Origin of the sequence: Burkholderia sp. Bp8963 (assembly GCF_003854275.1) — a bacterium.
Taxonomy (GTDB): Bacteria; Pseudomonadota; Gammaproteobacteria; order Burkholderiales; family Burkholderiaceae; genus Burkholderia.
Map to the genome: position 1 here is coordinate 18,480 of NZ_QTQP01000047.1, position 17,004 is coordinate 35,483.

General features: G+C 67.2%; 12 protein-coding genes. 1 reads left to right on the forward strand and 11 read right to left on the reverse strand.

What is annotated here, in order from left to right; genetic code table 11:
* Positions 1 to 591: 591 nt before the first annotated feature.
* On the forward strand, positions 592 to 3,156 hold the full coding sequence (gene valS, locus DID96_RS29135) for a valine--tRNA ligase (RefSeq protein ID WP_221624619.1): 2,565 nt from the start codon (positions 592 to 594) through the stop codon (positions 3,154 to 3,156).
* A 78-nt stretch (positions 3,157 to 3,234) separates the two neighbouring features.
* Here valS and DID96_RS29140 read toward each other — a convergent pair whose 3' ends face one another.
* The 11 genes from DID96_RS29140 to DID96_RS29185 all read right to left on the reverse strand — a co-directional run bounded on the left by DID96_RS29140 (position 3,235) and on the right by DID96_RS29185 (position 16,993).
* Positions 3,235 to 4,695, reverse strand: a complete 1,461-nt coding sequence (locus DID96_RS29140) for an efflux transporter outer membrane subunit (RefSeq protein WP_260464036.1) — start codon at positions 4,693 to 4,695, stop codon at positions 3,235 to 3,237.
* 10 nt (positions 4,696 to 4,705) lie between these two features.
* Positions 4,706 to 7,849 carry an efflux RND transporter permease subunit gene (locus tag DID96_RS29145; protein WP_124602694.1) on the reverse strand — a complete coding sequence of 1,048 codons (3,144 nt, stop codon included), beginning with the start codon at positions 7,847 to 7,849 and terminating at the stop codon, positions 4,706 to 4,708.
* Positions 7,846 to 8,970, reverse strand: a complete 1,125-nt coding sequence (locus DID96_RS29150) for an efflux RND transporter periplasmic adaptor subunit (protein WP_124602718.1) — start codon at positions 8,968 to 8,970, stop codon at positions 7,846 to 7,848. The genes DID96_RS29145 and DID96_RS29150 overlap by 4 nt, the downstream gene beginning before the upstream one ends.
* 20 nt (positions 8,971 to 8,990) lie before the next feature.
* Positions 8,991 to 10,367, reverse strand: a complete 1,377-nt coding sequence (locus tag DID96_RS29155; protein ID WP_124602695.1) for a serine hydrolase — start codon at positions 10,365 to 10,367, stop codon at positions 8,991 to 8,993.
* 58 nt (positions 10,368 to 10,425) lie between these two features.
* Complete coding sequence (fabG, locus tag DID96_RS29160; protein WP_124602719.1) at positions 10,426 to 11,211, reverse strand: 3-oxoacyl-ACP reductase FabG; 786 nt, start codon at positions 11,209 to 11,211, stop codon at positions 10,426 to 10,428.
* On the reverse strand, positions 11,201 to 12,565 hold the full coding sequence (locus DID96_RS29165; RefSeq protein ID WP_185732389.1) for a SulP family inorganic anion transporter: 1,365 nt from the start codon (positions 12,563 to 12,565) through the stop codon (positions 11,201 to 11,203). Before DID96_RS29165 ends, fabG begins: the two co-directional genes overlap by 11 nt.
* A gap of 5 nt (positions 12,566 to 12,570) precedes the next feature.
* On the reverse strand, positions 12,571 to 13,434 hold the full coding sequence (locus DID96_RS29170; protein ID WP_124602697.1) for a c-type cytochrome: 864 nt from the start codon (positions 13,432 to 13,434) through the stop codon (positions 12,571 to 12,573).
* A gap of 13 nt (positions 13,435 to 13,447) precedes the next feature.
* A complete protein-coding gene (locus DID96_RS29175) occupies positions 13,448 to 13,900 on the reverse strand; it encodes a DsrE family protein (protein WP_124602698.1) in 453 nt (150 codons plus the stop codon).
* 87 nt (positions 13,901 to 13,987) lie between these two features.
* Positions 13,988 to 15,043, reverse strand: coding sequence for a 3-oxoacyl-[acyl-carrier-protein] synthase III C-terminal domain-containing protein (locus DID96_RS29180; RefSeq protein ID WP_185732390.1), 1,056 nt, complete (start codon positions 15,041 to 15,043; stop codon positions 13,988 to 13,990).
* Entirely contained in the window at positions 15,016 to 15,975 is a 960-nt protein-coding gene (locus tag DID96_RS38465; protein ID WP_185732391.1) for a hypothetical protein, read from the reverse strand. The genes DID96_RS29180 and DID96_RS38465 overlap by 28 nt, the downstream gene beginning before the upstream one ends.
* A 19-nt stretch (positions 15,976 to 15,994) precedes the next feature.
* On the reverse strand, positions 15,995 to 16,993 hold the full coding sequence (locus DID96_RS29185) for a Rieske 2Fe-2S domain-containing protein (RefSeq protein ID WP_185732392.1): 999 nt from the start codon (positions 16,991 to 16,993) through the stop codon (positions 15,995 to 15,997).
* Positions 16,994 to 17,004 lie beyond the last annotated feature (11 nt).

Consider the following 17,004-nt stretch of genomic DNA (forward strand, 5'->3'; position numbering starts at 1 on the left):
TTAGCGGCGTTTCGTGCGTCATTCGTCGATGACATTCCACGGAAGGCGCGGGCAACGATGGGTATTGCGGCGATTTCCACAATCGTCTATAAGTTGGCATTCGTTCTACAAGAACGGATGCCCGTTCCCCTTACCCATGGAGGATGCTATGTCACCGTTAAACGTAACGCCGCGCTGATCGTCTCGACAGCCACACCTTCAAACGCTTCCCCCTCCCCGAGCGCTTGCGCCGCCGCGCGCAACGGCTTCGTGCTTCATTCCCGCGCTTCGTTCTCACGCATTTCCCGCGTCGTTTTCCGTTTCATTTCCCGCGACATTTCTTGTTTCGTCGCAGTCGGTCCGCTCGGCCCGCGCGAGCCCCGACCGCCGGATATTCGCGCTGTTGGTCGCCGTGCTCTTGCAACCCGGCCTGCTTGCCCATGCCGGCCGGCCGACCGTCACGCGGCCGTATCGGGCCGCCATTAGCGCCGTCGAACAGGGCTGTTTGCTCGTCACCGATCGCATGGATTGCGGCGGGCACAGCGCGTGCTGCGCGCCTGTTCCGCGCCATCCGGCTGCTTACCATACCGACAAAAAAGGGAAATGCTCATCATGTCTCAAGCAACGACACCGCTCGTCAGCCGCGCTATTCCGGAGAAGCCAGGACTCGAAGGAATCGAGGCGAAATGGAGCGCCCGCTGGGAAACCCGGCGCATTTATGCGTTCGACAGCACCGCCACGCGCGAATCGGTGTATTCGATCGACACCCCGCCGCCCACCGTGTCCGGCTCGCTGCACGTCGGCCACGTGTTCAGCTACACGCACACGGACATCATCGCGCGCTTCCAGCGCATGACCGGCAAGACCGTGTTCTATCCGATGGGATGGGATGACAATGGGCTGCCGACCGAGCGCCGCGTGGAGAATTTTTATGGCGTCGTGTGCGATTCGCATGTGCGCTACGAGCCGGATTTTCGGGCACCGGATCCGGTGCCGACACAGCGTGCATCGTTCACGCGGATCAGCCGCCGCAATTTCATCGAGCTATGCCACCAGTTGACCGCCATCGACGAGGCAGCGTTTCGCGCGCTGTTCGTGCGGCTCGGCATCTCGGTCGACTGGGATCTCAACTACGCGACGATCGATACGCGCGCGCAGCGCATCAGCCAGCGTGCGCTTCTGCGCAATCTGCAGCGCGGGGAGCTCTATCAGCAGGAAGCCCCGTGCCTGTGGGACGTCACGTTCCAGACCGCGGTGGCCCAGGCGGAACTCGAAGATCGCGAGATCGACGGCGCGTGGCATGACCTCCGGTTCATCGATGCGGACGGCCAGGACGTGATCGTGTCCACCACCCGGCCCGAACTGCTCGCCGCATGCGTCGCACTCGTCGTGCATCCCGATGATGCGCGGTTTCGCGCAATCGCCGGCACGCGTGTGCGCTGCCCGCTGTTCGGGTTCGACGTTCCTGTGATGACCCATGCGCTAGCCGATCCCGGCAAAGGCTCGGGCATCGCGATGGTGTGCACGTTCGGCGATCTGACCGACGTGGTCTGGTGGCGCGAACTTGCACTGCCGACGCGTGCGATCGTTCGCGAGGATGGCCGCCTGCGCGAAGATACGCCTGCATGGCTCGCTTCGGCCGAAGGCAGCCGCGCGTATGCGCGCATCGCGGGCAGGCCGCTACCCGACGCGCGCCGCGAGATTGCCGTTCAGCTTGCGTCGGCCGGCTGCCTGATCGGCACGCCGCGCCCGATCAGGCACGCGGTCAAGTTCTTCGAGAAAGGCGATCGGCCGTTGGAGATCGTCGCGACGCGCCAGTGGTATCTGCGTAACGGCGGACGCGATGCATCGCTGCGCGATGCGTTGCTCGCGCGCGGCGCCGGGCTTCAGTGGCATCCGCCATTCATGGGCAGCCGCTATGCGAACTGGGTGAGCGGCTTGAATGGCGACTGGCTGATCAGCCGTCAGCGCGTGTTCGGCGTGCCGATTCCGCTGTGGTATCCACTCGACGCGGAGAGCCAGCCCGATTACGGCGCCCCGATCCGGCCCGACGAAGCGGCGCTGCCCGTCGATCCGCAAGCCGCTGTTCCGCCCGGCTATCGCGAGGATCAGCGCGGCCAGCCGGGCGGCTTCGTCGGCGAAAGCGACGTGATGGATACGTGGGCGACCAGTTCGCTCACGCCACAGATTGCCGCCGCGTGGGGCGAACCGGACGGATGCTTCGAACGCGTGTTTCCGATGGACCTGCGCCCGCAGGCGCACGACATCATCCGGACCTGGCTGTTCTCGACGGTCGTGCGCTCCCATCTGGAGAGCGCGCAGTTGCCGTGGACGCATGCGATGCTGTCCGGCTGGATCCTCGATCCGGACCGCAAGAAAATGTCGAAGTCGAAGGGCAACGTGGTGACGCCCACCGCGTTGCTGGACACCCATGGTTCGGATGGCGTCCGTTACTGGGCCGCGCTGGGACGCCCGGGCATGGACGCCGCGTTCGACGAAACGCAGATGCGCAATGGCCGACGTCTCGCGCTCAAACTGCTGAATGTCTCCCGGTTCGTGCTCGGCTTCGGCGAGCCACAGGACGCGCCGCCTGCCGAGGCACTCGATCGGGCGATGCTCGCGCGTCTCGCCGAAATCGTGACGCTCGCGACAGAGGCCTTCGAGGCACTCGATTACAGCAAGGCGCTGGCGCATGTCGAGGCCTTTTTCTGGTGGTACTGCGACGACTATGTGGAGCTCGTGAAGCGCCGCGCACGAGGAGACGATGCGCGCGCTGCTTCCGCGCATCGTGCGCTCGCGGCTTCCCTGTCGGTGTTGCAGCGCTTGTTCGCGCCGTTCCTGCCATTTGCCGCCGAAGAGTGCTGGTCGTGGTGGCAGCCGGGATCGGTCCATCGTTCGGCGTGGCCCTCGGCGGAGTCGCTCGAGGTGCTGGCTGGCGCAGGCGCCGACAGCGCGCTTGTCGCCGTCGTGTCCGACGTGTTGCGCGAAATCCGCCGGGCAAAGTCGGACGCGAAAGTGTCGATGAAGGCGGCTGTGTCAGTCGTCCGGGTCGGCGATACGGCGCAACGCCTCGCTTCACTGCAGCAAGCGCGGGGCGATCTGTGCGACGCGGCGCACATTGGCGAGCTCGTCATGACACCGTCGGAGCCGCGATGCGTCGACGTGACGCTTGGCTGAACCCGCTATCATGCAACGCCTTGATGGATAAGAATCTTCTCGACAAAAACATCACTTTTCACGATTCGGACAATGATCTTAGCGAGGAGTGCCTCTTGTCTCATCGGGCGGTTGCCCCATCGCCTGAAACAGCGTCGCCGTGTCCGCGAGCCGAGTGCTCGTAAATCGCAGCTCGTCGATCCGCGATTGTAAAAAGCGTGCCTCGGCGGCTCGGGTTGCGGCAGGCGTCGCGTTTCCTAATCGCTGGCGCGCGGCCGTGTCGTCGAAACCGTCGTGCGCGGCCGTCGTGGCGCGCACCGCCGCGTCGAGCGCCACCGCGTCTTGCTCGAGCGCGTCAAGCATGGTGGCTACGTCCTGGAAAGCCGAGAGAACGGTCGCCTGGTACTGGGCGGCTGCCGCCTCGTACGTGTCGAGTGCGGCGCGTCGCTGGGCACGCAACGCGCCGCCATTGAAGATGGGTTGTGTCAGCGTACCCGCTATGCTCCACAGCTTGCCCGCTCCCCCGGTTGCAAGCGACCACGTGAAGCCGCCTTGCGCGAGCGCCGCAGTCAGTGACAGGCTCGGGTACAACCGTGCGGTCGCGACGCCGACATCGGCTGCCGCCGCTTGCAGTGCTGCGGCGGTCGCCAGGATGTCCGGGCGTGTGCGCAGCAGCTCGGACGGTACGACGACCGGCACGTCGCGCGGTAGCCGCAGTGCAGCGAGCGTCAAGTCTGGCGGTGCCGCTTCGGGCGTGCGGCCGAGCAGCACCGCGAGGGTGTGACGTGCAGCCGACCGTTCGTGCAGCAGCCCAGGCAGATGTGATGCCAGCACCGCCACGTTTTGGTGCGCGGCGGCCGCGTCGGCGCGGGTCGATGCGCCGAGCGCAAGGCGCTGATCTGCCTCCCGCGCATCGTCGGCCGAGAGTGCGACGATGCGCTGGCTCATCTCGATCTGTTCGCTGAGTGAGGCGATGTTGATCACGCCGATCACGATATTGGCGGCAAGCGCGCGTCTCGCTGCGTCCGCCTGATACGCCTGGAGATTCACGCGTGATGCTTGCGCGCCGTTCGCGAAGCGCATTGCCCCAAACAGGTCGAACGTGTAGTTGACCTGCAACTGTCCAGCGAAGACGTTGTAGACGAGCGTTTTTGGTCCGCCGTTCGGCTGTCCGAGATTGCGCTCGCGATCGGCTTGCCCGTACGCGTTGACGGACGGAAAGATCGAGTTGCCGATCTGCGCGCGCAGTTGCGCTTGCGCGGCGGCAAGCGCTTTCTCGGCCGCGGCGAGCGTCGGGCTGTTGTGCAGTCCTTCGTCGACGAGCGCATCGAGCACATCCGATCCGTAGCGCTTCCACCATTGCGGTACCGGTGCGGCCCCGATCTCGAAGTGTTGCGCGACGCCCTGCGCGTCGACGGTATGCCCCGGCTGGGGGGCGACGCCGTAGTGCGCGGGCAATGCCATGCGTGGCGGCTCGCCGTCGGGCGCGAGCGCACAGGACGCGAGCGCCGCGGTCGCACAGGCGGAGAACCCGGTCCGCAGCCGGGAAATCAAGCTCATCGGCATGCGATCAGGCAACGGGTTCATGATCGATCCCGGAAAGGGTGTGGGGACGTTGGCTGCCGCGCTCGTCGCGGCCGGCTCTGAGCGACAGCGCGCACCACGCCGGGAGGAAGAACAGCGTAAGGACGGTGGCGCTGCCGATGCCGCCCATCAGCGCGGCCGCCATCGGCCCGAAGAAGTTCGACCGCAGCAACGGGATCAGCGCGAGCACGGCGGCGGCGGCGGTCAGCGTGATCGGCCGGAAACGCCGTACGGTCGCACCGACGATCGCGTCGGTCCGACGTTTCCCGCTCGCGATATCCTGCTCGATCTGATCGACGAGAATCAGCGAATTGCGCATGATGATCCCGAACATGGCGATGACGCCGAGCATCGCGACGAAGCCAAACGGCTTGCCGAGCGCAAGCAGTGTTGCGACGACGCCGATCATGCCGAGCGGTGCGGTCAGCAACACCATCACCACGCGCGAGAAGCGTTGCAGCTGCAACATCAGCAGCGTGAGTACGATGACGATCGTCAGCGGGATCTGGGCGTCGATCGCCGCCTGCCCCTTTGCGCTCTCCTCGACCGAGCCGCCGATCTCGATCCGGTAGCCGAGCGGAAGCGTTGCACGCAGCGGCTGGAGCGCCCGATCGAGCGCGCGGGTCACCGCAATCGCTTGCGCGTCGCCGCGCACGTCCGATTGCACGATCAGTGTCGGCTGCCGGTTGCGTTCCCAGATCACGCCATATTCCAAAGTGTTCTTCCACTGTCCGAGCGAACCGAGCGGCACCGGACCGCTGGCCGTCGGCATCGCCAGGTCGGCGAGGCCGGCCGGATCGGCGCGGTCGCCCGGCGGCGCGCGCAAGTCGACGCTGATCAGCTTGTCGCGCTCGCGATACTGAGTCGCGGTATATCCCGACAGCGTCATTGCGAGGAAGCTCGCGACGTCTTCCGACGTGACGCCCGCGTCGCGAGCCTTGCTCTGGTCGACCTGGAACGACAGCGAGCGCTCCGACGGTTCGTTCCAGTCGAGCTGCACATTGGTCGTCCGCGCATCGGCGCGCATCGTCGCCGCGACCTGCTCGGCGACCTCGTGCACCTTCGCGACATCGTCGCCACGTACGCGAAATTGCACCGGAAACCCGACGGGTGGACCGTTTTCGAGCGGCGCGACACGTGTGCGGGCCATCGGAAACGCATTCGCCAGCATCGGGCGCAACCATCGGGCGAGCTTTTCGCGATCGTCGGGCGACCGGGTGTTGATCACGAACTGTGCGAAATTCGGCGTCGCAAGCTGCTGATTGAGCGGCAGATAGAAGCGCGGTGCGCCGGTGCCGACGTAATCGACGTAGTGATCGATTTCCGGTCGGCCTTTGAGCGCCACTTCGAGGCGCTTCGCCTCGCGCAGCGTCGCGGCGAACGATGCCCCTTCCGGCAGCCGCAGATCGACGAGAAGTTCGAGGCGGTCCGAGCTGGGGAAAAACTGCCGCGGCACGAGCGAGAAGCCGGCAAGCGCGATGACGAACAGCGCGACGGTGGCGCCCAGTACCGCGATCCGGTGCTGGACGCACCATGCAACCCAGCCTGTGAGGCGGCGGTAGAACGGTGTGTCGTAGACATCGGCCTGCGGCGAGCCGGCGGCGCATGCGCGCGGCTTCGGCAGCAGTTCGTGGCCGAGAAGCGGAATCAGCACGACCGCGGCGAACCACGACGTGATCAGTGTGATGGCCGACACCTCGAAGATCGAGCGCGTGTATTCACCAGTGCTCGATTTCGCGAGCGCGATCGGCAGGAAGCCGGATACCGTGACGAGCGTGCCCGTCAGCATCGGAAACGCGGTGCTGGTATAAGCGAACGCGGCGGCGCTCGCGCGGTCGTAGCCCTGTTCGAGCTTCACGGCCATCATCTCGACCGCGATGATCGCGTCGTCGACGAGCAGGCCGAGCGACAGGACGAGTGTGCCGAGCGACACCTTGTGCAGGCCGATGTCGAACAGGTACATGAAGAGGGCGGTGATGGCGAGCACGACTGGAATCGAGATCACGACGACCATCCCGGTGCGCAGGCCGAGCGACACGAGGCTCACGACCAGCACGATCGCGACGGCTTCCGCGACGGCCTCCAGGAAGTCATCGACCGAATGCGATACCGTGCGCGGCATGCTCGAGACCTCGGTCAGCTTGAGGCCGGCCGGAAGTTGCGCCCGCAGCGTTTTTCCCTCGGCGTCGAGCGCTTTGCCAAACCGGATCACGTCGCCACCCGGCTGCATCGTGACGCCGATCGCGAGCACGGCTTTGCCGTTCGCGCGTACCTGTGTGACGGGTGGATCGTCGTAGCCGCGCGTGATCGTCGCGACGTCGCCGAGCCTGAACGTGTGGCCGTTGATTCGCAGTGGCGTGTCGGCGATCGCGGCGACGTTCGGGTACTGGCCGCTCGGCCGCACGTATACGCGGTCCATCCCGGTCGTCACGACACCCGCGGGTGCGATGGCATTCTGCGAATTGATCGCCTGTCCGATCTGCTGCGGTGTCGCGCCGAGCTGCGTCATCAGCGCGTTCGGAATCTCGATGTAGACGTGCTGGCCCGGATCGCCGAAATAGTCGACCTTGGCGATGCCGGGAACACGCAGCAGCGACGCGCGCAGCACCTCCGCGTAGTCGTGCAGCTGCGCGGGCGAGAAGCCGTCTCCTTCGAGCGTGTAGATATTGGTGTACACGTCGCCGAACTCGTCGTTGAAGAATGGCCCCTGAACACCGGCCGGCAGCGTCGCCGCGACGTCGCCGACCTTCTTGCGCACCTGATACCAGGTCTGTTGCAAATGTGTGACGGACTCCGAATCTTTAAGGACAAAAAAAATCATCGATTCGCCAGGGCGGGAATAGCTGCGCAAGAAGTCGAGCGCAGGCGTTTCCTGCAGCTTGCGCGCAATCCGGTCGGAGATCTGCTCCTGCACCTGCCGCGCAGTGGCGCCCGGCCAGAGCGTGCGAACCACCATCATCCGGAATGTGTAGGGCGGGTCTTCCGATTGTCCGAGGCGGGTGTACGACAGGATGCCGGCGAGCGTGGCCACCACGATCAGGAAAATCGCGAGCGATTTGTGCCGCAGCGTCCATGCGGACAGGTTGAGCCGGCCCTCCGGGCGAAGTATCGCGCGCGCGACATGGGTCATGATGCGAAATCCTCCGGATGCAGCGGCGCAACGATGCGCACTTTCTCGCCCGGCCCGACGGTATGGACGCCTTGCAGCACGACGCGATCGCCGTCGCGCAGGCCGGCCGACACGGCGATCGACAGGGCGTCGAAGCGTGACACCGTCACGCGACGCAGCTCGAGCGTGTCGTCGCCACGGACGATCCAGACCGCCGTCTCGCTGCCGGCATGGAACAGCGCGGTCGCGGGTAGCGTCACCGTCCCAGCCGCGTCGTTCGGCGCGCCGGCGTCGAACCCGACTTTGGCCGTCATGCCGATCCGAACCACATCGTCGGGTTTGTCTAGCGTCATCTTGACGCGATAGGTGCGGCTTTGTGGATCGGCTGCCGGCGCGATCTCGCGCACGCGGCCTGTGTAGCGCCGGCCGGGCTGCGACGCCAATGCGACCTCGACCGCGCGCCCGACCGGTAGCGACGCGAGGCGGCTTTCGGGCACGTCGCAGACGACGTCGAGGTCACCGCTCCACGCGAGCCGGTAGACGCTTTGTCCGGGCGACACGTTTTGTCCGGTGTCGGCATCTTCGCTGGTGATCACGCCCGCGTGATCGGCGACGAGCGTCGTGTAGCGCAATTGATTGCGGGCCAGCATCAACTGCTGCGCGGCCGCATCGCGTTGCGCGGCGCTCGCCACCCGGGTGTCCTGGGACTGCTCCAGCTGGGCAGCCGTGATCAGGCTGGCGTGCGCCTGGAGGGTGTCGCGGTCGAGCTGGGTCTTCGCGTATTCGGCACGGTGTCGCGCGGCGTCGTATTGCGCCCATGCACTGCCGACACTCGCTTGCGCATCGGACGGGTCGAGCCGCGCGATGACATCACCCGCGCGCACCGCGTCGCCGAGCCGCGCGCGCCGCTCGACGATCTTGCCGGCGATACGGAACGACAGCGGCGTCGAGTAGCGAGCCTGTACCACGGCGGGCAGCGACACGCGGGCTGCGGCAGCGTCGGCCCGCACGGTGGTGGCGATGACGGCGCGCGGCGCCGGTGCGGAAGCCTGCTCGCGATGGCATGCCGACAGCGCGAGTACGGCCGCGACGGCGAGCGCGCGGACACGCGGCGCACGCCACGGGCAAAGAGCCTGCGGCAACGCGTCGGAGCGGGCCGGCGTCACGACGCCGCTCCTGGCAACGCGTCGATGACGTCCTTGACGAGACGGTTCGCACCGTCGATGTCGAAGTCGTGGGTCTGCGCATTTCCGAGCCGCACGATCACGAGCTGCTTCGATGGTACGACGATCACGTACTGTCCGAGGTTGCCGAGCGCGTAGAACGTATCGGCGGGCGCGTCCGGCATCAGCGGCATGTCGCCGACCGGCTTGTCACTCGCGCGATCGTGGTGGTTGACCCACCAGCCGGCGCCGTAGTCCGTCGCGAGCGTCGGCGTCGTCGACCACCGCACCCAGTTCTGTGGCAGGAGCCGCCGGCCGTCCGGTGCGACGCCGTCATTCAGATACAGCGCGCCGAAGCGTGCCCAGTCACGCGTGGACGCGAGCATGTAGTGCGCACCGATCGGCGTGCCGGTCTCGTCCATCTCCATCGTCACGTGCTGCATGCCGAGCGGCGCGAACAGCGCGTCGTGCGCGAAGCGCTGGACGGTGGCGGCATTGCCGCCGACGGCGTCGCGCACGATGCGCGCGACGAGATGCACGCTTGCGCTGCTGTACGCCCAGCGCTGCCCTGGCGCGGTGATCGCACGCGTGCGGCGGGTGGCGGCGGCCATGTCGTCCGTGTGCACGTACATCACCTGATTCGACGGGTCGAAACCGCTGCCGGTTTCGTCGATGTCGAGCCCGCTCGTCATCCGCATGAAGTCTTCGAGCGGTATCGATGCGCCGGATCCGTTGTCGAGCGGCACCGGCATATCGACACGAAGCTTGCCTTCGCGGACCAGGACGCCGACGAGCGCGTTCGTCACGGACTTGCTGATGGAAAAGCCGAGGATCGGTGTGTCGGGACCGTAGCCCGGCGCGTAGCGTTCGCCGATCAGCTCGCCGCGATACAGTACGGCGACGGCCTTGGTCCGGCGCGGCGCGCGTGGATCGCTTTCCGCAAAGGCCGCATCGAGCGCGCGCGACATGGCGGGAGACGGATCCTGCGCGACGGGCAGCGGCGTGTCGCTTACTGCGGGCAGCGGTTGCGGTGGCGCGATCGAAGCGGCGTCGCTCTTCACAAGCATGCAGCCCCACGCGCCGCGATAGACGGCGCGGCTGGTGAACGCGCCCGCGAGGCTCGCGCTGACTTCGCGGCGCCCGCGGTCCACGCGATAGCGGATCAGTGGTGCGATCCAGCCGAAGCCCGGCCGCGACGCGAGCGTTTCGGCGAAGATGTCGTCGGGCTGCTGGCCGCTCACGAATGTTTCCGAGCAGACATCGTGGGCGGTGGTGCCCGTCGCGACGCGTGCCGCGTAGTCCGGGCGGACTGCCGTGCAGCCCGCGAACGACACGGCGAGCGCAGCGCAGATGAGGAGCAGACGTTTCTTTGGCATGTCGAAAGCAGGTTGTCGTGTGTTGGCTGTGACGTTGGCCGAGAGCGGCCGAGTAGGACTATGCACTCATTCCTCCATCGACCGCCAGCACCTGGCCGCTGATATAGCTGGCGGCGTCCGATGCGAGAAACGCGACGGCTTCGGCTACTTCGTCGGGCTTGCCGAACCGGCCGAGCGGCACCAGGTGCTGCCGCGCGAATTCGAGGCTCTTGTGGCCGGCGTCGCGGGCAGCAAGCCGGGCGAGCATGTCGGTATCGACGAAGCCCGGCGCGACCGCGTTTGCGCGAATCCCGTAACGGGCAAGCTCGCGCGCGAGCGAGCGCGTCATCGCGATCAGCCCGGCTTTTGCCGCGCCGTAGTTCGCCTGGCCGGGCTGGCCGTGCAGGCCACTGACCGAGGCGACGTTGACGATGCGTCCACTGCGGTTCGCGATCATTGCCGGCAGGCAGGCGCGCACGCACCAGAAAGCGCCCGTCAGCGACGTGTCGATGACGTCGGTCCACTCGTCGTCGCTCATCAGCGCCGCGAGATTATCGCGTGCGATGCCCGCATTGTTGACGAGCGTGTCTATCCGGAATCCGAGGGCCTTGATGTTGGCGAACATGGCTTTGACGGACGCAGCGTCGCGAATGTCTGCCGCGCATGCGGCCGCGTGGGCGCCGCGCGCACGTATCTCGTCGACGACGGCTTGCGCGGCGTCGGCGTCCGTGTGGTAGTTGACGATCACGGGCGAGCCAAGGCTGGCAAGGCGAAGGGCGATCGCCCGGCCGATGCCGCGGCTTGCGCCGGTAACGAGCGCCGCGGCGTCCGGCCCACCGGACGAGGCATGTAAGTTAGCGTTCATGTCGGGAGCCGTCAACGGACGGAGCGGGTGACTGGAAGAATGTCGGTACGGCGGCGAGGATCAGGGCAAGCGCCAGCGCGGCCTGGACGCCGACGACGTATACGCTGAGCGCGAGTGCGAGCGTCGCCCAGCGCGCGAATCCGTGATCCGCTCGCACGGCCTTCCAGCCGGAGCGAACCATGCTCCAGCCGACGAGAACGAGCACGCCGGCGATCGCGGGGCGCGACAGATACGCGTAGACCGGTGCGGCGACGAGCGAGATGCCGAGCAGAATCAGCGACGACAGCACAGCGGCGGCGCGCGTCCGCGCGCCGGCCTCGACATGCGACGCCGTGCGGTTGAACGAGCCGGAGCACGCGAAGCCGCCGCATGTCGCCGCGGCCAGGTTGGCCGCCGCCTGTGCGGCCAGCTCGCGCCGGCACTGGCGGGAACCGCCGTCCGGTTCGAGCGAACGCAGGATCAGCACCGATTGCAGGCTTGCGACGATCGCGATGCCGACGGCGCTGACGCCGAGCTGCTTGATCACGTAGAAGTCCTCGATCGAGACCGACGGCAGTTGGAACGGAACTCGCCCGAGATGCAGGCTCAGGTGACCGATGCGTTCGAGATGAACGGTCGTGGGGCCGAGCAGCAAGTCGAGCGTCCAGCCGGTCGCGGCGCCGAACAGCATGGCGGCGACGAGCCCCGGCATCCAGCGCGTGGACCAGCGCGTGAAGATTTGGCCGGCCGCAATCGTCACGACGGTCACGACGACGGCATATGGATTGATCGCGGACCAGCGCTGCGCGTCGAGCCACGGGCCGATCCACGCCGGGATGCCGGGCGGCGGCAGCAAGCCCAGCGCAGGCGCCGCCTGGCAGCTCATCATCGCGATCCCGATGCCCATGCTGAGCCCGGTCGACGTGAAGCGCGGCAGGCATGACAGCAGCCGGCCGATGCCGCCGAGCGCAGCCGCGAGCTGCAACAGGCCGACGAGCGCCGACAGTGCCGCCGCGTATGTCACGTATTCGACGCTGCCCGGCACGCCGAGCGGGCCGAGCGCCGCGCCGAGCATGATCGCGACCGCGGTGTTGGGGCCCGACAGCAGCCGTGGCGACGGGCCGAGTACGGCCGCGACGACCACCGGAATCACCGATGAGTAAATCCCCATCTCGGGCGGCAGGCCGGCCATCACCGCGAAGGCGATCGCCTGCGGCAACATGATCAGCGCTGACACCCACGCGGCGCGGATGTCGCCCGGCGCGGGGCGATGGCCGGCCAGCGCGTTGCCGACGGCCGTTCGATTCCACGGCCATCCGCGCATGAAACCGCCGCGGGCGGCGTCGCTGCGAAACGTCGGGGGCGGGTTGGACATGGCGATCACCGCTCCAGAAAACCAAACAACAGGCCCTTGCGCGGATCGGGCCAGCGTTCCTGCAATTCGACCCATGCGGCGATGTCCCACGCGTCCTGATCCGTCAGGTTCGGATTGCCGTACGGCATGTTGGCTTTCAGGAATCCCGCGAGCAGGTCGATGCGATGCATCCCCGCGCCCTTGTTGAAGCTCTGGAAGCCCCACAGCGGCGGGAACGCGTAGTCGCCAGCGCTGTTCTTGCGGCCTTCGCCGTGAGCGCCGTGGCACGCTGCGCAGCGCTCGCCGAACAGCACCTTGCCGTGCAGCGGATCGGGATCGGAGCCCGTGTCAGGCACCGTCGGAAAGCCGCGCCCCGGCAGCGCGACACCGACCGGCCGGTCGCGCGACACCCACTGAATGTAGGTGACGATCGCGCGGATCTCGTTGCTGTCGAGCGGCGGGCTGATACCGTTCTCGCTGAACTGGAAGCACTGCTGGATGCGTTCCTCGAGCGTCACCACGCGGTCGAACTTCGCCTGGTATGCCGGATACATGCCGAACGCGCCCCACATCGGCGCCGAATCGGGCCGCCGCCCGTTGTCGAGATGGCAGTTTGCGCAGCTCAGGCCATTGCCGGTGTAGATCCGCGCTGCCTTCGGCGTCTGTGTGAAGATCAGGTAGCCTTGGTACGCGAGCTCTCCGTACTTGCCCGGCGGAAACTGCGCGCGCGCGCTGTCGGCGGACGGTGCGACGCCGGCGCTCGCGTCAGGGCCGCGATCGGAGCACGCGTAAAGCGCCACGCTCGCGACGAGCGCGACCGCTAGCCGTGCGGCGGCGCGCGGTCGCGGGCGCGTCGCGCCGAGAGGCGGAATGAAGGATACGGTCTGCATGGCCGGCGCCGCGTCAGGGCTTGATGTACGCGAAGTGCTCGACCGTCTGCAGGCGCGTCAGCTCGACGACGCCGGACGGCACGACCGTCACGTTGGGCACCAGCATCGACTCGACGACATTGTTCTTGCGCATCGCCGTGCCGCACGCGTCGAAGCGGACGCCCTTCGCCGCGAGCTCGGCGACGGTGCTGCCGTACTCGCCCTGGCGGTCGCCTTCGCCCTTCACGAGCGCGAAGATGCCGCGCCCGTTGACGAGCAGGATGATCCGCGCGTTCGGCGTGACTGCGATCTGGCTCTTGATGTTGTTGAGCGCGTCGCGCATCGACGCGACGTCGTCAACGTGATAGACAACGCGCGGCGCTTCGGCGGCTTGCGCAGCGGCTTCGCCGGCGGCGGACACGATCACTGGATGGACCGACGCGCAGGCGATCATGATGGCAATGGCGGTACGAACGAGGAATGGCATGGGTTGGCTCCTGAATCCGATCGAGGGAACGTTCGTCGAATGGCTCGCGGCGTCGAGGCGTTCCCGGCCCCGTCCGCGAGGCCGTCGTCACGGCAACGGGGACGAGACGGGTTGGCGTGTCGGGATCCGGACGGAGGCGGGCGCGACGTCGACCGCGCCGGTCCATGAATCGCTGACGCCGACGGCCGAGAACACGCCGGAGCTGGCCGACGCGAACAGGATCGCGTTGCCGCTCGCGACAAGTGCCGGGTCGGAAAAGCGCTCGAGGAAATTGCAGAACGGGTCGCAGCAGAACATGTGGCCGATCGTGCCGATGTTGCGGCTGTGCAGCTTCTCGTGCGGCAGGCCGAGCATGTCCATCACGCGCGTGAACGCGGACAGGTTCGCGTTCATCGGCAGCACCGCATCCACGTCGCCGGCGAGCCAGCCGTGTGCGCGCATCACGTCGGTCATCACCTGATGCGCGAGGATCGGGTAGTTCAGCGCGAAACGCTGGCCCAGTTCGGGCCCCTTCGCGGCGCCGCGGTAATAGCGGCTGTCGATGTAGTAAGCGATGTGGCCGATGCGGTTGAGCGGGTAGCCGCGCGCGACCCATATCGCGAGCGACGTGTCGCTCTGGATCGCGTAGCTGCTCACGTTGCGGAAGCGCTCGCCGAATACCTTGTCGGTGCTGACGATCAGCACGTTGTCGAGCGCCGGATGCCGCCACATCAGCGTCTTCAGCAGGCGCAGCGCGCAGACGAGCGACGCGCAGTTCTGTTGCGCGATCGAATGGCCGTGCGCATTGCGCATGCCGAAGCGCCTGGCGAGCGTCGCCGGGATGCTGTCGGGCGCCGCCATCATGCTGGTGGAGTTCGTGTGGCAGTACAGCACGAGATCGATGCGCTCCGGCTCCAGCGCGCTCGTGTCGAGCAGGCGCTCGACGGCCGCGCAGCTCAGCGCCTCGATGTCCATGTCGGGCGCGACGTGGTAATACGCAAGGCCGTTGTCCTGCATCGAGCCGAGGAGGCGCCGCTGGGCCGGTCCGACAGCCTTCGCCCAGTCATTGAGACTGCGCCGTTCCGGCGGCAGGTAGCTTGCGCCCGCGACGATCCCGAACGACGGGGCGGGCGGTTTCATCCGATGCGCGTCAGCAGGCAGCATGCAAACTCTCCGTTGTTTCCGTTGCACCATCCAAGAATCGATCGGCCGGGTGCGACGTCCGGCGCGACGCGGGCAATCTGCAGTAGCAGGTCCGCGCTGGCGATGAGGCCTGACGAGGGAACCACCCCTCGCACGTGTCCGAGCTGTGCGAGCGCATGGACGCGGCGCGCAAAGCCGGCGTCGGGCGTCGATGCGACGACCGCGTCGAGGTCGTCCGGACCGATTTCCTCGCCGCGCACGCATTGCGCGAGCGACGCCGCGCAGTAGTCTGCGAACGAGAGCGTCGCGTCCTCGGGCCAGCGGTCGCGCGTGCCGAGTGGCGTTGCGAACCGGCCGAGCGCGACGCGCCGCACGCGCCAGCCTGCGCTCGCGTCGCGGCTGATCACGGCGGCCGCCGCGACGTCCGCCCAGTCCATCCTGCACGGGTTCGTCGGCGGCTGGCCGAACGCCAGCTTGTCTACGGCGACGAGCAGCACCGATTCCGCCGCTTCCGGTCCTTCGATCAGACCCGCCGCGAGATCGAGCCCGATCAGTACCGCCGTGTTGTGCGCCTGGGAAATCGAGAACGGGTTCGCGTTGCGCAGCCCGAGCTCGAACTGCAGGCGGCCCGCGCTCGAATCGGTCGATTGCTCGTCGGGCACCGCATGGCAGTAGACGATTGCACCGATCGAATCCGGTGCATGGGCGGCGAGCGCCCGCTTCGACACGTCGAGCGCCAGCGCGGTCGAGCTCGGCTCGTTGCGCCAGGCGGCCGACAGCGGGATGACGCAGGCCGGATGGCGCATGGGGCGCGGCGATGCGACGCGTGTCAGCAGGCTGCGCGCATCCGTGCAGTCGCCAAGGTTCGCGCGCCGCGTGAGCAGCGCGCCGCGCAGTCCGGTGCGGCGGCTCAGACCGCTGTCGTGCATTTCGATCGATGTGATGCAGACCATGTCGGCGGGCTCCGTCGCGTCACTGCCGCACGAGCACGAGCTTGCGCGCGACGAGCGTATGCCGCTGCGCCGGCCACTCGCCCTTCGCCGCGAGCTCGAGGATCTTTCGCACGAGCAGCGTCGCGTAATCGGCCGGCACGTGCCGCTCGAACGCGGCACCCGCGCGCGAATAATTGCGCTGCGCGCTTTCCTGCAGCACGCGATCCTGCTCCAGCGTGCGCGGCTCGTCGTCGCACCATTCGACCATCGGTTCGTCGCCCGGCTGCCGCGTGAGCCATTCGACGCGGCACGTCGTTGCGCCCGTCGGCACCATGTGAATCACGTTGAAGAAATCTGTGCGCAGTCCCTTCTGAAAGATGATCGCGCGGTCCGGCAGCTCGAACGTCGCGCGCGAGTCCGCATGAGCCGGGATCGGCTCCGATTCGTCCGACGTCGGCGGGTAGAACAGCGTGAAGCCCGTGTCCGTCACGCGCACCTCGTACTCGTATTCCTTGAAACCGTTCAGCACGTTGAAGAAGTACGACGGATGTGCCCCCTTGTGCGTGAACACCGCATGCGCGCCGTCGAGCATGTTCTCGAGGAACGTCGTCGCATTGCACGCGACGTGCACGTGGCCCTGCCGCCAGGCATAGTCGTGCGCGCCGGGAATCCGCGGCGGGGCGCCTTCGGGCGCGCGGTCGCCCATCCAGATCCACACGTAGTGGTCCTGTTCGCGAACCGGGTAGCTCTTGACCTTGAAGCCGTCGGGAATGCGCGTGCCCGCGACGAACGACGGCACGTGCGCGCAGCGGCCATCGCCGTCGTATTCCCAGCCGTGATACGCGCAGGCGATCCGTCCCGAGTCCGTCACGCAACCTTTCGAGAGCTGGACGCCGCGGTGGCAGCAGCGATCCTCAAGCGCGAACGCGCGGCCGTCCCGATCGCGATACAGCGCGATCGGCTCGTCAAAGATCCGGGTCGCAATCGGCGCGCTGCCGAGCTGCGACGAGGGTGATCCGATATACCAGTGGTTGTTCATCGTCGGTGAAT

Coding starts and splice junctions, on each gene's coding strand:
- fabG (WP_124602719.1), bottom strand. CDS start 11,211: ATGAACGCTAACTTACATGCCTCGTCCGGTGGGCCGGACGCCGCGGCG.
- DID96_RS29140 (WP_260464036.1), bottom strand. CDS start 4,695: ATGAGCTTGATTTCCCGGCTGCGGACCGGGTTCTCCGCCTGTGCGACC.
- DID96_RS29170 (WP_124602697.1), bottom strand. CDS start 13,434: ATGCAGACCGTATCCTTCATTCCGCCTCTCGGCGCGACGCGCCCGCGA.
- DID96_RS29155 (WP_124602695.1), bottom strand. CDS start 10,367: ATGCCAAAGAAACGTCTGCTCCTCATCTGCGCTGCGCTCGCCGTGTCG.
- DID96_RS29165 (WP_185732389.1), bottom strand. CDS start 12,565: ATGTCCAACCCGCCCCCGACGTTTCGCAGCGACGCCGCCCGCGGCGGT.
- DID96_RS38465 (WP_185732391.1), bottom strand. CDS start 15,975: ATGGTCTGCATCACATCGATCGAAATGCACGACAGCGGTCTGAGCCGC.
- DID96_RS29175 (WP_124602698.1), bottom strand. CDS start 13,900: ATGCCATTCCTCGTTCGTACCGCCATTGCCATCATGATCGCCTGCGCG.
- DID96_RS29185 (WP_185732392.1), bottom strand. CDS start 16,993: ATGAACAACCACTGGTATATCGGATCACCCTCGTCGCAGCTCGGCAGC.
- valS (WP_221624619.1), top strand. CDS start 592: ATGTCTCAAGCAACGACACCGCTCGTCAGCCGCGCTATTCCGGAGAAG.
- DID96_RS29145 (WP_124602694.1), bottom strand. CDS start 7,849: ATGACCCATGTCGCGCGCGCGATACTTCGCCCGGAGGGCCGGCTCAAC.
- DID96_RS29180 (WP_185732390.1), bottom strand. CDS start 15,043: ATGCTGCCTGCTGACGCGCATCGGATGAAACCGCCCGCCCCGTCGTTC.